Source organism: Kitasatospora sp. NPDC093679, from assembly GCF_040683455.1.
In the GTDB taxonomy this organism is placed as follows: domain Bacteria; phylum Actinomycetota; class Actinomycetes; order Streptomycetales; family Streptomycetaceae; genus Kitasatospora; species Kitasatospora arboriphila.
Window position 1 is genome coordinate 113,603 of record NZ_JBFBDW010000009.1, and the last position, 14,115, is coordinate 127,717.

Below are 14,115 nucleotides of genomic sequence, written 5' to 3' on the forward strand. Positions count from 1 at the left end.
CGGGCGGCGGTCAGTCCTTGGGCGGACCCCCGACCGGGGCGCCGATGAATCGGGTGGCTCTGCGGTAGGCGCGCCAGCCGCGGGTGTAGAGGCTCTCCCTGATCGGCCCGACGCGGCTGCCGCGGCCGGCCGTCCAGTCCTCGAAGACGCTCTCCGGGGTGTCGTTGCGGACCATCAGCCGGCAGATCCGCATCGGGTCGTCGATCGCGGAGCTGAACTTGTTCTCCACGGCGGTCGCCGAGGTCCAGCCTGCGGCGCGGACCTGGCGGCGCACCGTGGGGCTGGAGTACCCGTGCGGGTAGGCGAAGGCGGTCACCGGGTGCCCGACCGCGTCCTCCAGGCGCTTCTTGCTGCCGACGATCTCGTCGGTGCGCCGCTGGCCGTAGACCGTGTCGAGCTGGGCGTGGGTCTGGGAGTGACCGCCGATCTCCACGCCGATCGCGTCCAGGGTGCCCACCTGGCGCCAGTTGAGCATCTGCGTGTCGGGCAGCAGGCTCCCGGTGGGACGGCCACCGGGCGGATGGAGGGCGCCGACGGTCACGTAGAGGGTGGCCGGCAGGCCGCGCTCGGTGAGGAGCGGGGCGACCGTCCAGTAGAAGTCGGCGTAGCCGTCGTCGAAGGTGAGCACCGCGGCGTTCGGGGGCGGCGGCGAGCCGCCGTGCAGGGCGGCGACCAGCCGGCGCAGCGGGACGACGGTCAGGCCGGCGTCGGCGATCCGGTCGAGCTGTTCCCGGAAGACCCGCGGGGAGACGGTGTAGGGCGCGAGCCAGTCCGGCGGGTCGTCCGAGACCGAGTGGTACAGGAAGACGGGGACGGCTCTCATCGCGGGCTCCTCACCGGCCGGAGCGCGGGCACGGACCGCCGGGGCAGCAGCAGGGCGGCGCGGCCCACGGTGTAGCCCAGCAGGGTGATTCCCGCCCCGGCGCAGAGCGCGCCCGCGGAGCGGAGGTCGGCCCGGCGCAGGCTGCGCAGCACGGCCGAGGGCAGCGTGTGCCGCAGGTAGCGGCGCTCGGAGGCCAGGGCGGGCCGCGGGCCGGTGTGCCGTGCGACGACGGCCTTGGAGCGGCCCTCGGCGTAGCAGCGGGCCCGGAAGTAGGACCAGGTGGCCCGTGCGGGCGGCACGTGGTGGTGGACGACGGCGGCCGGGTCGTAGCGCAGCACCGCCTCGGGGTGGCGGGCGGCCAGCCGCAGGCAGAACTCGGTCTCCTCGCAGCCCACCGGCCGGGTGCCGATCCGGCCGAGGTCGAGCCGGAAGCCGCCGGCGGAGACGGCCTCGGCGCGCCGGAAGGACATGTTGGCGCCGGTGAAGTTGCGGATCGCGGCGGGCCGTTCGGGCAGGCCGTGGTAGGAGCAGCCGACCACCCAGTCGAACTCGCCGGGGAACCATCCCGGCCGGCCGGTCTCCCAGCGCGGCCGGACGAACCCGCCGACGCCGAGCACCGCGGGGTCGCGGTAGCCGGCCAGCAGCCGGCTGCTCCAGTCGGGTGCGGCCGCCGCGTCGTCGTCGAGGAAGGCGACGACGTCCCCGTGGGCGGCACGGACTCCGGTGTTGCGGGCGCCGGACAGGCCGCGGCGCTGCTCGTTGCGGACGACCCGGACGCCGGGCCACTGCCGTTCGGCACGGCGGGCGAGCTCGGGGCAGTGGTCGACGACCAGCAGCAGTTCCTCCGGGGGCCGGTGCTGGCGGCGGACGGAGTCCACGGCGGCGCACAGGTCGTCCCAGCGGTCCAGGGTGTAGGCGCAGATGACGACCGACAGGCTGGTCCGTGTGTCCGGTGCGGTGGTCATGCCCGACTCCCTTCGGGGTTCCTCATCCAGCGTGGCAGAGTGAGCAGAAGAGGCACGGCGACGGCGCAGCAGGCGAGCAGCCAGGCCAGGCCGACGCCCGCGAGTCCGTACAGCGGCAGCATCACGAAGGTGAGGCCGACGGTCAGGACGCACTGGGCGACCTGGACGCCGATGAGCAGCCGGAGGTTGCGCCGGACGCGGGCGACGTCGATGGCGACGATGATCAGGACGGTGGGCAGCGAGGCGACGGCCATCAGCCGCAGGACGGGGGTGCCGTACCGGGCGTAGGCCGGGCCGAAGAGGGAGAGGACCCACGGCGCCGCGACCAGCACGACGGCGGTGGCGGCGAGCACCAGCAGCCCTGCGTGGCGGAGCATCCGCCGGGCGAGCTCGGGAAGCCGTTCCGGCGCGTGGGCGCCCTCGACGACGAGGGAGAACCCCATGCTGAGCACGGCGATGTTGAAGGTGTCGGCGATGATCCAGGCCAGCGAGTAGTACGCGTTCTGGGCGGCGCCGAGGTGGGCGAGCACGGTCAGGGGCAGCACCGTGTAGGTGGTGATGCCGGCGAGCTTGCCCAGGTAGTCGGCGACGGCGTAGCGCTTCACCCGGCCCGGCATCGGTGCGCCCTCGCGGTCGGCGCGCTGGTGGGCCGGGATGGCGTGGCGGAAGAGCACGGAGTTGGCGATCAGGATGGCCAGCACGAGGGCGACGGCCCACGAGGTGAGGATGCCCGTGCCGATCGCGAGGGCGGCGCAGGCGGCGAGGGCTCCGGCCTTGGCGGCGGCGAAGATCACGTTCTCGCCGAGGACCCAGCCGGTGCGGCGCAGGCCGGTGAGGGCGCCGTCCTGGAGGTCGAAGATGGAGTAGCCGGCGGCGGCGATGACGAAGGCGGTACCGAGCAGGGGGGTGCGCAGGAAGTCCAGGCTGGGGGCGATCACCGGGATGAGCAGCAGGAAGCCGACGGCCGCCAGTGCGCTGAACACGCCGGCGATCGCGTAGCACCGCAGGACGAACCGTCCTGTGTGCCGCCCGGCCCGCGGGACGAACCGGACGAGGACGTCGCCGAGGTTGAACCGGCCGAGGGCGGACATCAGGGCGGCGACCGACAGGGCCGCGTAGCTGGTGCCGACGGTCTCGGCGCTGTACCAGCGGGTGGCGAAGATCCAGAACAGCGCGCCGAGCCCGGCCGCGAGCACCGCGCTGGCGGCCAGGATGTGCCCGTTGCGCAGCAGCGGTTCGCCCGCGGTCCGCCGGAGCACCGCCCTGGCGCGGGCCCGCAGCAGCGCGCGGTAGCTGCACTCGCAGGGCAGCGGCAGCGGGCACGAGCACGCGCGGGTCGGTGCGGTGCGGCGGCGGGTCAGTTCCGGTATCACGGCCGGGCACCGCCACGTGTGCGTCGGCGCCCGTGGCTGACGAGGTAGCTGAACGGTCCGACGAGCAGGCCGCGGCACTGCAGCCGGACGAGCTCGCGCGGCGCCGGCGCGCTGTCGGGGCGCCGCCGGCCCGGGGCCAGCGGGAGCATCGCCGGCAGGCCGCGGACGAGGTCGCCCAGCATCGCCGGGCGGTGGACGACGACCGCGGTCAGGAACGCGCCGTAGCCGACGCCGTAGCCGTACACCTGGGAGCGGAGGGCCGACGGGGTGCGGCGGTGGCGGTGCCAGACCAGCGCGTCGGGCGCGTAGGCGACCAGGTGCCCGGCGGTGAGGACGGCGAGGAAGGCCAGCAGGTCCTCGCCGCCGCGGGTCGGGGTGCCGGCGCCGGCGGCCTCGTCGAACCCGCCGACGGCCCGCAGCGCCTCGGTGCGGAAGGCCATGTTGGCGCCGGTGCCGAAGCGGCTGACGGTGTAGGGGACGGGCGGGTCGCCGCCCTGGTCGGCGAGCGACCAGACGCGCGGGGCGAAGCCGCGGGAGAAGCCGCAGTGGCGCTCGAAGGCCACCTGGGAGGGCGTGTCCAGTTCGGCGGGCAGGACCAGGCCGGTGACGCAGCCGATCCGGGGGTCGGCGCGGAAGGTCTCCCGCAGGGCGCGCAGCCAGCCGGCGTCGGGCAGGGTGTCGTCGTCGGTGAAGGCGCACACCTCGCCGGTGGCGGCGGCCAGGCCGGCGTTGCGGGCCCGGGAGACTCCGGGCGCGGGTTCGCACAGGTAGCGGATGCGGTCGCCGTACCGGTCGCGGACCAGGTCACGGGTGGCGAGGTCGCTGGGGGCGTTGTCGACCAGCAGCAGTTCGGCGTCGGCGGGCGCCGCCCGCAGCAGGGCGTCCAGGCAGGGCGGGAGCAGTTCGGTGCGGTCGCGGGTGCAGATGATCACGGTGAGCGAGGGCGGGGCGGCCGCCACGGGCGGCGGCGCGACCGGCGTTGCACCCAGTCCGGTGCCGGCGGCGAGCAGGGCGGCCCGCAGGCCGGAGGTGTCGCCGGGGGCGGCGGTCGCGGTGACCATGCCGAGCGGGTGGCTGTGCCGCCGGACGAGGGCCAGGACGGGGCCGCCCGCGGGCGGCGGGGCGGCCGCGCCTCCGGGGAGCTTCAGCTCGGTGGGACGGGCCAGGTCGATGTCGAGGATCGTGGCCGGGGGCTCCGGCAGTACGGCGGCGGCGGCGGTCATCATGGTGATCACTCTCCGATCCGTGCACCGCGCTGGTGCCAGACACTGCAGAGGTAGCCGAGGGGGCCGTACACCAGGCCCTGCAGCTCGCGCCGCCCGAGGCCGGGCACCGGCTCGGGGCCGTGGTTCTCGGTCGCCCGCCGGCGGTGGACGGCCTGCCACTGCCACAGGCCCCGGGGGAGCCTGCGGAGCAGGTCGCCGAGCACCTCGGGCCGGTGCGCGACGGCGGCGGTCAGGTAGGCCCCGAAGCCGACCCCGAAGTTGAAGATCTGCCGGGCCAGGGCCTCGTCGGTGCGCGGGTGGCTGTGCCAGACGATCGCCTCCGGCTGGTAGGCGATGTCGTGGCCGCCGTTGTAGACGGAGAAGAAGGCGTAGAGCTCTTCGCCGCCGCGGGCCGGCGTGCCCGCGCCGGTGGCCGGGTCGAAGCCGCCGACGGCACGGAGCACCTCCGTCCGGAAGGCCATGTTGGCGCCGGAGCCGAAGCGGCCGACGGAGAAGCGCTGCAGGGGGTCGGCGTTCGCGTCGCGCAGCGACCAGCTGCGGGCCGCGAAGCCGCGGGAGTAGCCGCCGTAGCTCTCCAGCGCGGCCTGGGCGGCGGTGTCGAGCTCGGCGGGCAGCACCAGGCCGGTGACGCAGCCGATCCGCTCGTCGCCCTGGAACGCCTCAACGAGGGCGGCGACCCAGCGGCGGTCCACGACGAGGTCGTCGTCGGCGAAGGCGCAGACCTCGCCGCGGGCCGCCGCGAGACCGGTGTTCCGTGCACGGGCCGAGCCCTGGACCGGTTCGCTCAGGTAGCGGACCCGGTCGCTGTAGTGCTCCAGCACCATGTCCCGGGTGTCGGTGCCGTCCGGGGCGTTGTCCACCACGACGACGTCGATGTACGGGTAGTCGGTGCGCAGCAGCGAGTCGAGGCAGCGCCGCAGCGTGGCCGGCCGGTTGCGGGTGCAGACCACCACGGTGACGGTCGGCGAGTCCGCGGGCACCCGCGGCGGCCCGGTCCGGCGGGGACGCGCCGCGGGTGTCGCGGTGGACAGGGAGGGAACGCGCAGTTCCCGGTGAGCGGCTTCGACCAGCGCCCGGCGCAGCGTGGCGGGATCGCCTGCCGTGCCTGTGGCCTCGACCAACCCCAGCGGGTGTCCGTGCAGCCGCACCAACGCCAACACGCGGCCCTCCGGGTCGACGGGGCCGAGACCGCCGGGCGCATGCAGCCGCCCGGGCTCGTCCAGGTCCAGCTCGACCACCCGGACGGGGGTGTAGAGCGATTCTCGTGCGGCTGGGCGCGGGCAGGCTGCCGGGGTGCGCCGGTCGTAGCCATTCATCATCGCTCCCCCACGGCAACGGGCGCCGCGGACCTGGCTCCGGGACGCTCGGCGATCAGCGTCCGCAGCACCCTGCGGCCGTCGGAGACGGCGTGGAGGTGCGAGCGACCGCTGCGGCGGGGAAGTTCGAGGCTCGGGACCTCGGCGATGCGCAGACCCGAGCGGAGGGCGTGCGCGATCATCTCGGCCTCGATCTCGAAGCCGGACGAACGCAGCCGGAGTTCGTCGAGGAAGTTGCGGTTGAACGCGCAGTAGCCGTAGCAGAGGTCGGTCAGCACCGTGTGGTACAGCCGGTTGACCACGGCGATCAGGGCGCGGTTCCCGAGGGCGCGGATGCGGGTGAGGTCGAGCGATCCGCCGCCGGCGATGCAGCGCGAGCCCTTGACGAAGTCGTACCCGTTGTCGAGGAAGTGCAGGTAGTGCGGGATCTCGCCGGGCCACATCGAGCCGTCGGCGTCCATCATGACGATGTACTCGCCGGTGGCGGCGGCGAATCCGGTGCGCAGGGCGTTCCCCTTGCCCGGGCCCGTCTGCTGGACGTTGCGCACGGTCGGCAGGCAGTGCCGCGCCATGGCGAGGGTGGCGTCGCTGGAGGAGCCGTCGACCAGGATGACCTCGTCCACGCATCGGGGGATCTGCTCGAACACCCAGGGGATGTTGCGGGCCTCGTTGTGGGCCGGCACGACCAGGCTGACGGTGTGCCGGGGGGCGAGGTCCCCGGCCCGGCGCATGGGCTGCGGTGCACCCTCCGCCCTGTCGGTGGCTCGGCGCATGGGCCGGCCGTTGTGCATCGGGTACGGCTGGTGCGGGTCGGAAGACGCAGTGGTGCTCATCGCGAGCGGCCTCTCGGGAGGCGGCAGGGCACAGGGGTGCCCGCGGAAACGGGGTGGAGACGGATCAACGACGCTCGGGCTGCGTCCCCCGCGGCCTCGGTGAGCCCCCCGGGCCCTGCCCTCGGAATGCGTCGGTCGTCTCGGGCGCACGCGGCGCCGACGGTGACGGCCGGTACCTGGCGTCCCGCCGTAGCGGTACCGGTTGGAGCCATCATCCTCACGGCGGTCACGCCGAGTCAAGGGCTTTGGGGGGGTTTATCTGAATTGCCCGAATTGTCGACGGGCGGTCGACGGCCCCTCACTCGGCGAGGTCGACCGTCTCCGACAGGTTGGCCTCGGCGATCCGGCGGGCGATCTCGCCGGGACGGACGGGACGGCCGAAGTGCCACCCCTGCGCCCAGTCGCAGCCCATCAGCCGCAACCGCTCGGCGTCGGCGCGGTTCTCCACGCCCTCGGCGGTGACGGTCAGCCCGAGGGTGTGCGCGAGCGAGACGAGTCCGCTGACGATCCGCCAGCCGAGGTGGGTGTCCTTGGCCGGGTCGTGCAGGTCGCCGACGAAGGAGCCGGCGATCTTCAGCCCGGAGACCGGCAGGTCGCGCAGGTAGGCGAGGTTCGACCAGCCGGTGCCGAAGTCGTCCACGGCCAGCGAGACGCCGAGGTCGACCAGGCCGTGCAGCGACTTGAGCGCCTCGTCCTCGGGGCCGACCACGGTGGACTCGGTGATCTCCAGCTGCAGCTTGCCGGGCTGCAGACCGCTCGTGCGCAGGATACGGTCGAGGTCGGCGACCAGCCCGGCGTTGCGGGCCTGACGGACCGCCAGGTTGACGTTCAACTGCGGCGCCCGGTCGCCGAACCGGCGCACCCAGTCGGCCGCCTGGCCGCAGGCCTGCTCCAGCACCCACCGCCCGAGCGGCATGATCAGACCGGTCTCCTCGGCGGTGCCGACGAACTCCTCGGGCCCGAGCACGCCGAGCTGCGGGTGACGCCACCGCACCAGCGCCTCGACCGCGGCGAGCGACCCGTCGGCGAGGTTGACCAGGGGCTGGTAGTCGATGAAGAACTCGCCGCGGTCCAGCGCGGACGGCATCCGCACGGACACCGCGTACCGGCTGACCGCGCGGGCGTTCTCCTTGGGGTCGAAGAGCGTCCAGCGGCCGCGGCCGGCCTCCTTGGCCCGATAGAGCGTCAGGTCCGCGGCCCGTACCGCGGCGCCCGGGGTGGTGGTGGCGACCCGGCGTTCGAGGACGCCGACGCTCGCGCCGACGGCGAGCTTGTGGTCGCCCACGATCACCGGCTTGGCCAGCGCGGCGAGCACCGTCTTGGCCGCGGCCACCGCCTCCTGCTCGCCCCGGCAGTTCTCCAGCAGCACCACGAACTCGTCGCCGCCGAGCCGGGCCACCATGTGGCCGAGCGGGGTGAGCGCGGCGTCCAGCCGACTGGCGACCGCCGTCAGCAGCTGGTCGCCCATGTCGTGGCCGAGGCTGTCGTTGACCACCTTGAAGCCGTCGAGGTCGACGTAGCACAGACCGAACCGGGCGCCCGGCTCCGGCTCCTCGAAGAGCCGCTCCAGCCGCTCGAAGAAGGCGGCCCGGTTGGGCAGGCCGGTGAGCGGGTCGTGGGTGGCCTGGTGGCGCAGCCGCTCCTGCAGGCGGTAACGGTCGGTGATGTCCTCCAGCATGGCGACCTGGTACTTGGGCACGCCGTCCGCGTCGCGGATCAGCGAGACGGTCAGGTGCGTCCAGACCACCTCGCCGTCGCGCCGGTAGTACGGCTTGTCGACCTGGAAGTACTCTCGCTTGCCGCTGATGAGGTCGCCGTAGGCCTCCCACACGCCCGGGGTGTCCTCGGGGTGGACGAGGTCGCCGACCCGGCGGCCCGCCATGTCCTCCGTGCCGACCCCGAAGATCTCCCCGATGGCCTTGTTCACGGCCAGGATGTTGCCCTCGACGTCCCCGATGCCGATGCCGATCGCCGCGCTCTCGAACAGCGCCCGGAAGCGGGCCTCGGACTCGCGCAGGGCGCGCTCCACGCCGTGCCGGGCGGTGTCCGCGGCCAGCCGGATCGCCTCCTGCTCGCGCAGCGTCCGCTCGCGCAGGGCCGCGGCCCAGCCGGCCGCGAAGGCGCCGGAGAGCATCGGGCCGACGCCGTCGGCGGCGGGCTGCCGGTGCAGGATCTCGACCGCCCGGGCCAGCACCTCCGGGTCGGTGAAGTGCGCGTCGACCAGCAGCGCGCCGGCCTGCCGGGCGGGCACGGGGTCGAAGGGCCGGGCACGGCGGGCCCGGTCGAGCAGCTCGGCGGTGCGGTCGACCAGGCTGTCGACGACCCGCGGGTGGACCGCTCCGCCGTGGTTGCCGCCGAGCAGCCGGGCCCACTCCTCGCGCAGGCCCTCCGTGCTGCCGGCCCCCACCGGCAGCCCGCCGCTCACGGGAGTCGTCCGACGCCGGCCACGCCCGTCATCCGCTCCGGATGCGGGCCGACCTCCTGCGGATCGTCCGGACGCCATTCGGGGAGGTAGACCACCCCGGGCTCGACCAGCTCGAAGCCGTCGAAGAAGGCCTCGATGGCCTCCCGGCTGCGCATGGTGAGCGGGGTCGGGGTCTTCCGGTACAGGTCCTGGTGGGAGCCGGCCTGGTCGGGACGGCCCTCCAGCGAGGCGTGCGAGAGCACCAGGGCGCTGCCGGGCGGCAGCGCGTCGCGCAGCGCGGCGACCAGCTTGTGCGGGTCGTCGGACTCCGGCACGAAGTGCAGCACCGCGACGAGCAGCACCGCGACCGGCTCGCCCGCCGCGAGCAGGCTGCTCACCTCGGGACGGGCGAGGAGGTCGTCGACGTGGCGCAGGTCGGCCTGGACGACGCTGCTGAGCGGGTCGTCCTCCAGCAGCAGACGGCTGTGCGCCACGGCGACCGGGTCGTTGTCGACGTACACCACGCGGGCGTCGGGGGCCGTCCGGCGGGCGGCCTCGTGGACGGGGCCGAAGGTGGGGATCCCGGAGCCGATGTCCAGGAACCGGGTGATGCCGGACTCGGCGAGGTACTGGACGGCCCGCCGCAGGAACGCCCGGTTGGCCCGCATGATCCGCGGGAGCTCCGGCCAGAGCTCCACCGCCTTGCGGGCCATCTGCCGGTCTGCCTCGAAGTTGTGCGAGCCGCCGAGGTAGTAGTCGTACATGCGGGCCGCGTTGGGCTTCTCGAGGTCTGTTCCGGCGGGCACCCAGTTCGGTTGCCGCATGACGGCACCCCCTCCGGTTCAGGAAAAAGCCAACAACTCGACACGATTTTCCTATGATCTGATCTTCCTTGCAAGCGGAACGGGAGTTCCCGGCTCCACCCCTGCCGGCCCCGGATTCCTTACGCCGTGCGGTTCCTGACGCCTTCGGCGGAGAATGGTCACGATGGCCGGACGCATCGAGGACTACGCCCTCATCGGTGACCTCCAGACCGCCGCCCTGGTGGGCAAGGACGGTTCGGTCGATTGGCTCTGCCTGCCTCGCTTCGACTCCCCCAGCTGCTTCGCCGGACTGCTCGGCGACCGCCGGCACGGCGCGTGGCGGATCGCACCCGCCACCGGCGGCGAGTGCACCCGGCGGCGCTACCTCGGTGACAGCCTCGTCCTGGAGTCCCTCTGGGCCACCCCCGACGGCACCGTCCGGATCATCGACTTCATGCCGCAGCGCGACCGCGTCCCCCAACTGGTGCGGATCGTCGAGGGCGTCTCCGGCACCGTCCCGATGCGCGGCGAGCTGCGGCTGCGGTTCAACTACGGCCGGGTCCACCCCTGGGTCCGCCGCACCGAGCACCACCGGGTCGCCGTCGCCGGCCCGGACTCCGCCTGGCTGCGGGTGCCGACCGGGGTGCACACCTACGGCGAGGACGGCACGACCGCCTCCGACTTCACCGTCTCCGCGGGCGACCAGGTGCCCTTCGTGCTCACCTGGCAGCCCTCCCACCTGCACGCCCCGCCCCGGGCCGACTCCGCGCGGGCCCTGGCCGGCACCCTCGACGGCTGGGAGCGCTGGGCGTCCGAATGCCACTACGACGGCGAGTGGCACCGCGCCGTGCTGCGCTCGCTGATCACCCTCAAGGCGCTCGCCTACGAGCCCACCGGCGGGATCGTCGCCGCCCCCACCGCCTCACTGCCCGAGGTGCTCGGCGGCGAACGCAACTGGGACTACCGCTTCTGCTGGCTGCGCGACTCCAGCCTCACCCTCTCCGCGCTGCTGCGCGGCGGCTTCCGCGAGGAGGCGGCCGCCTGGCGCAAGTGGCTGCTGCGGGCGATCGCCGGCGACCCCGGCGACCTGCAGGCCGTCTACGGCGTCGCGGGCGAACGCGGGCTGCCCGAGATCGAGGCCGACTGGCTGCCCGGCTACGACGGCTCCACCCCCGTCCGGTTCGGCAACGTCGCCGTCCGCCAGCTCCAACTCGACGTCTACGGCGAGGTGGTGGACACCATGCACCTCGCCCTGCAGGCCGGGATCCCGATGGAACGCCAGGTCTGGAGCCTGCTGCGGACGCTCATGGCCTACCTGGAGAAGCACTGGACGGAACCCGACGAGGGCCTGTGGGAGGTGCGCGGCACCCGGCGGCACTTCGTGCACTCCAAGGTGATGGCCTGGGTCGCCGCCGACCGCGCCCTCAAGATGGCCGAACTCACCGGCCTGCCCGCCCCGGTGGACCGCTGGCGGGAGATGCGGGACGCGGTGCACGCGGACGTCTGCGAGAACGGCGTGGACCGCCGCCGCGGCCTGTTCGTCCAGGACTACGGCGGACGGGACCTGGACGCCGCCACGCTCTTCGTCGTGAAGAGCGGCTTCCTGCCGCCGGACGACCCGCGGGTGGTGCGCACGGTGGACGCCGTCCGCACCGGGCTGGACCACGGCGGGCTGATCCGGCGCTACTCGGCGGGCTCCCCCGCGGACGGCCTCCCCGGCAACGAAGGCGCCTTCCTGGCCTGTTCGTTCTGGCTCGCGGACGCCCTCGGCGCGATCGGGCGGACCGGCGAGGCCCGCGACCTGTTCGTCCGGCTGGTCTCGCTCGGCAACGACGTCGGACTGCTGGCCGAGGAGTGGGACCCGCACTCCGGACGCCAACTCGGCAACATGCCACAGGCGTTCAGCCACGTGGCCCTGGTCAACTCCGCCTTCGAACTCGCTGCCGGGCATTCCGGGCAGGGGTGACCCCAGGGGTTCTCCGCCGCCCTGGGGTTGCCCCCGCATGCGGGAGGGCGGCCGATCCCACGGCCGTGGGATCGGCCGCCCGGGGTCCGCGATCAGGTCGCGGTGCGGGTCACAGCGCCGTGCAGGTCAGCGTCGGGACGGCGTTGCTGCCGCCCGAGTTGGTGGCCCCGAAGCCGAAGCCCGCCGAGCCGCCTGCCCCGATCGCGCCGTTGTACGCCGCGTTGGTGACGGTCACCGTCTGGCCGGTCTGGGTGTAGCTGCCGTTCCAGAGGTTGGAGATCTTCTGCTGGCCGCCGTAGGTCCAGGTGACCTTCCAGCCGTTGATCGCCGTGGTGCCGTTGTTGGTGACGGTGACGTCGGCGTTGAAGCCGGCGCCCCAGTCGCTGCTCACCTTGTAGGTGGCGGTGCAGCCGGAACCGTTGCCGGTGCCGGAGGTGGTGACGGAGAGCGCCGTGGAGGCCGCCGAGACGTTGCCGGCCGCGTCCTTCGCCTTGACCGTGTAGCTGTACGCCGTGGAGGCGGTCAGACCGGTGTCGGTGAACGAGGTGGTCGCGGACGAGCCGACCAGCGTGCTGCCCCGGTACACGTCGTAGCCGGTGACACCGACGTTGTCGGTGGAGGCCGTCCAGGACAGCGAGACGCTGCCGGAGGTCTTCGCCGGCGAGGTCAGACCGGTCGGGGCGGTCGGCGCCTGGGTGTCGGTGGTGCCGCCGGCCGAGGTGGTGACGGAGAGCGCCGTGGAGGCCGCCGAGACGTTGCCGGCCGCGTCCTTCGCCTTGACCGTGTAGCTGTACGCCGTGGAGGCGGTCAGACCGGTGTCGGTGAACGAGGTGGTCGCGGACGAGCCGACCAGCGTGCTGCCCCGGTACACGTCGTAGCCGGTGACGCCCACGTTGTCGGTGGAGGCCGTCCAGGACAGCGAGACGCTGCCGGAGGTCTTCGCCGGCGAGGTCAGACCGGTCGGGGCGGTCGGCGCCTGGGTGTCGGTGGTGGTGCCGCCGACCGGCGGGTAGGCGTTGGCCAGCAGCTGCTGGAACTGCGCGGAGAACCAGGCGCCGGCGAGCGGCGAGTTCGGCAGGGCGCCGGACATGCTGTTGCCGTTGCGACCGTTGCCCGTGTAGGTCGGGTCGCACATCCGGTCGAAGCCCTTGCCCTCGTCGTTCTGGATCACCTGGCTCGCGCCGTCGGACTCACCCGGGGGCTTGGCCCACACGTAGGCGTCGATGCCCGTGGCGGGCGCGGCGGTCGGGCGCTCGCCGAGGCCGGCACCGCTCTGGTTGCACCAGTTGCCGGCGTGGATACGGCGGTCGACCCGGCCGCCGTTGACGTAGTCGTCGACGGAGGTCAGCGGGCCCGGGCCGGCCGGACGGGCGGTGCCGCCCCAGCCGTTGCGGGAGGTGTCGATCAGCATGCCGATGCTGCTGTTGAAGCCCTCGCCGACCAGCTTGGTGCGCAGCGCCTGGGCGAAGGACAGCTCGTCGACGTAGTAGTTCCAGTCGACCCACTTGGACTGGCGCACGGTGGTGCCGTTCACCGAGTCGGTGACCTTGAAGTTCGGCTCGGTCAGCGCGCTGTAGTTGGCGGTGTTGACGATGAAGCCGGCCACGTCGTTGACGGTGGCGCCGCCGGTGGTGGCGGCCTTCTTGAACTCGGTGGCGGCGGGGCCCATGTTGGAGTCCCAGCCGAGCCAGCCGTGGTGCGCGGCGTCGATGTAGTTGTAGACGTTCGGAATGGCGCCCAGGGTGTGCAGGGCGTAGCCGACGCCGGCCTCGTAGTTGCCGTTCGCCTTCATGGTGGCGCAGGCGTCGGTCGAACCGGCGGTGCCGCCGGCGTTGGTGACCAGGTTCGGCAGCGAGTCGGGCTCGATGACGTTGACGATCCGCAGGCCCGCGTACTTGGAGTCCGACATGATCGCGGCGATCGGGTCGATGTACTCGGTCTTGTAGCGGCCGATCTCGGTGGCGCCGAGCTCGCCGTTGGAGGCGAGGGCGGAGCAGTCGCGGCCGGGCAGGTCGTAGATGACGATCTGCACCAGGTTGGCGCCCTGGGCGAGGGCGGTGTCCAGGTGGGCGCGCAGGCCCTTGGCGGCGGAGGAGCCGCTGATCGCGGCGATCCGGTCCATCCAGACGAAGGTCGGCTGGTTGGCGACCGCGGAACCGCCGGGCTCGGCGGCGGCCTTGGCGGACCAGTCCGGGTTCACGTAGACCTTGGCGCCGGCATACGGGTTGTCGAGCTTGGCCTCGGCCGCGGCTGCGGGCTGGACGGCCGTCGCGAGCGGCAGCACGGCTGCGACGCCCAGCGCCGCGGCCGCTGCCGACGTGCGCAGACGCCGCATGATGGGGGAAGGCACTTACGGAGTCCTTTCGGGTGGGGGAGGGACCCTGACGTGCATCGGAGGGAGTCGCG

Annotated in this window: 10 protein-coding genes; 1 reads left to right on the forward strand and 9 read right to left on the reverse strand. The window is 73.5% G+C overall.

Annotation, left to right across the window (positions count from 1 at the left end; translation table 11 throughout):
* Positions 1–10: 10 nt before the first annotated feature.
* From AB0O09_RS10605 to AB0O09_RS10640, 8 genes are all read right to left on the reverse strand, one after another.
* Positions 11–823: a polysaccharide deacetylase family protein gene (locus tag AB0O09_RS10605; RefSeq protein WP_363541151.1), complete on the reverse strand. Its 813-nt coding sequence runs from the start codon at positions 821–823 to the stop codon at positions 11–13.
* The gene (locus tag AB0O09_RS10610) at positions 820–1,788 is read right to left on the reverse strand and encodes a glycosyltransferase family 2 protein (RefSeq protein WP_363541152.1); all 969 of its coding nucleotides are present in this window, start codon (positions 1,786–1,788) and stop codon (positions 820–822) included. Before AB0O09_RS10610 ends, AB0O09_RS10605 begins: the two co-directional genes overlap by 4 nt.
* Positions 1,785–3,161, reverse strand: coding sequence for a hypothetical protein (locus AB0O09_RS10615; RefSeq protein WP_363541153.1), 1,377 nt, complete (start codon positions 3,159–3,161; stop codon positions 1,785–1,787). Before AB0O09_RS10615 ends, AB0O09_RS10610 begins: the two co-directional genes overlap by 4 nt.
* Positions 3,158–4,387, reverse strand: coding sequence for a glycosyltransferase (locus tag AB0O09_RS10620; RefSeq protein WP_363541256.1), 1,230 nt, complete (start codon positions 4,385–4,387; stop codon positions 3,158–3,160). The genes AB0O09_RS10615 and AB0O09_RS10620 overlap by 4 nt, the downstream gene beginning before the upstream one ends.
* Before the next feature lie 5 nt (positions 4,388–4,392).
* Positions 4,393–5,703, reverse strand: a complete 1,311-nt coding sequence (locus tag AB0O09_RS10625; RefSeq protein ID WP_363541154.1) for a glycosyltransferase family 2 protein — start codon at positions 5,701–5,703, stop codon at positions 4,393–4,395.
* On the reverse strand, positions 5,703–6,536 hold the full coding sequence (locus tag AB0O09_RS10630) for a glycosyltransferase family 2 protein (RefSeq protein ID WP_363541155.1): 834 nt from the start codon (positions 6,534–6,536) through the stop codon (positions 5,703–5,705). The genes AB0O09_RS10625 and AB0O09_RS10630 overlap by 1 nt, the downstream gene beginning before the upstream one ends.
* Before the next feature lie 298 nt (positions 6,537–6,834).
* The gene (locus AB0O09_RS10635) at positions 6,835–8,961 is read right to left on the reverse strand and encodes an EAL domain-containing protein (protein WP_363541156.1); all 2,127 of its coding nucleotides are present in this window, start codon (positions 8,959–8,961) and stop codon (positions 6,835–6,837) included.
* Positions 8,958–9,764: an SAM-dependent methyltransferase gene (locus tag AB0O09_RS10640; RefSeq protein WP_363541157.1), complete on the reverse strand. Its 807-nt coding sequence runs from the start codon at positions 9,762–9,764 to the stop codon at positions 8,958–8,960. Before AB0O09_RS10640 ends, AB0O09_RS10635 begins: the two co-directional genes overlap by 4 nt.
* 163 nt (positions 9,765–9,927) lie before the next feature.
* Between AB0O09_RS10640 and AB0O09_RS10645 the strand changes: the two genes are divergently transcribed.
* Positions 9,928–11,709: a glycoside hydrolase family 15 protein gene (locus AB0O09_RS10645; RefSeq protein ID WP_363541158.1), complete on the forward strand. Its 1,782-nt coding sequence runs from the start codon at positions 9,928–9,930 to the stop codon at positions 11,707–11,709.
* A 109-nt stretch (positions 11,710–11,818) separates the two neighbouring features.
* Here the strand turns inward: AB0O09_RS10645 and AB0O09_RS10650 are convergent, their stop codons facing one another.
* A complete protein-coding gene (locus AB0O09_RS10650) occupies positions 11,819–14,044 on the reverse strand; it encodes a glycoside hydrolase family 6 protein (protein ID WP_363541258.1) in 2,226 nt (741 codons plus the stop codon).
* Positions 14,045–14,115: the final 71 nt, after the last annotated feature.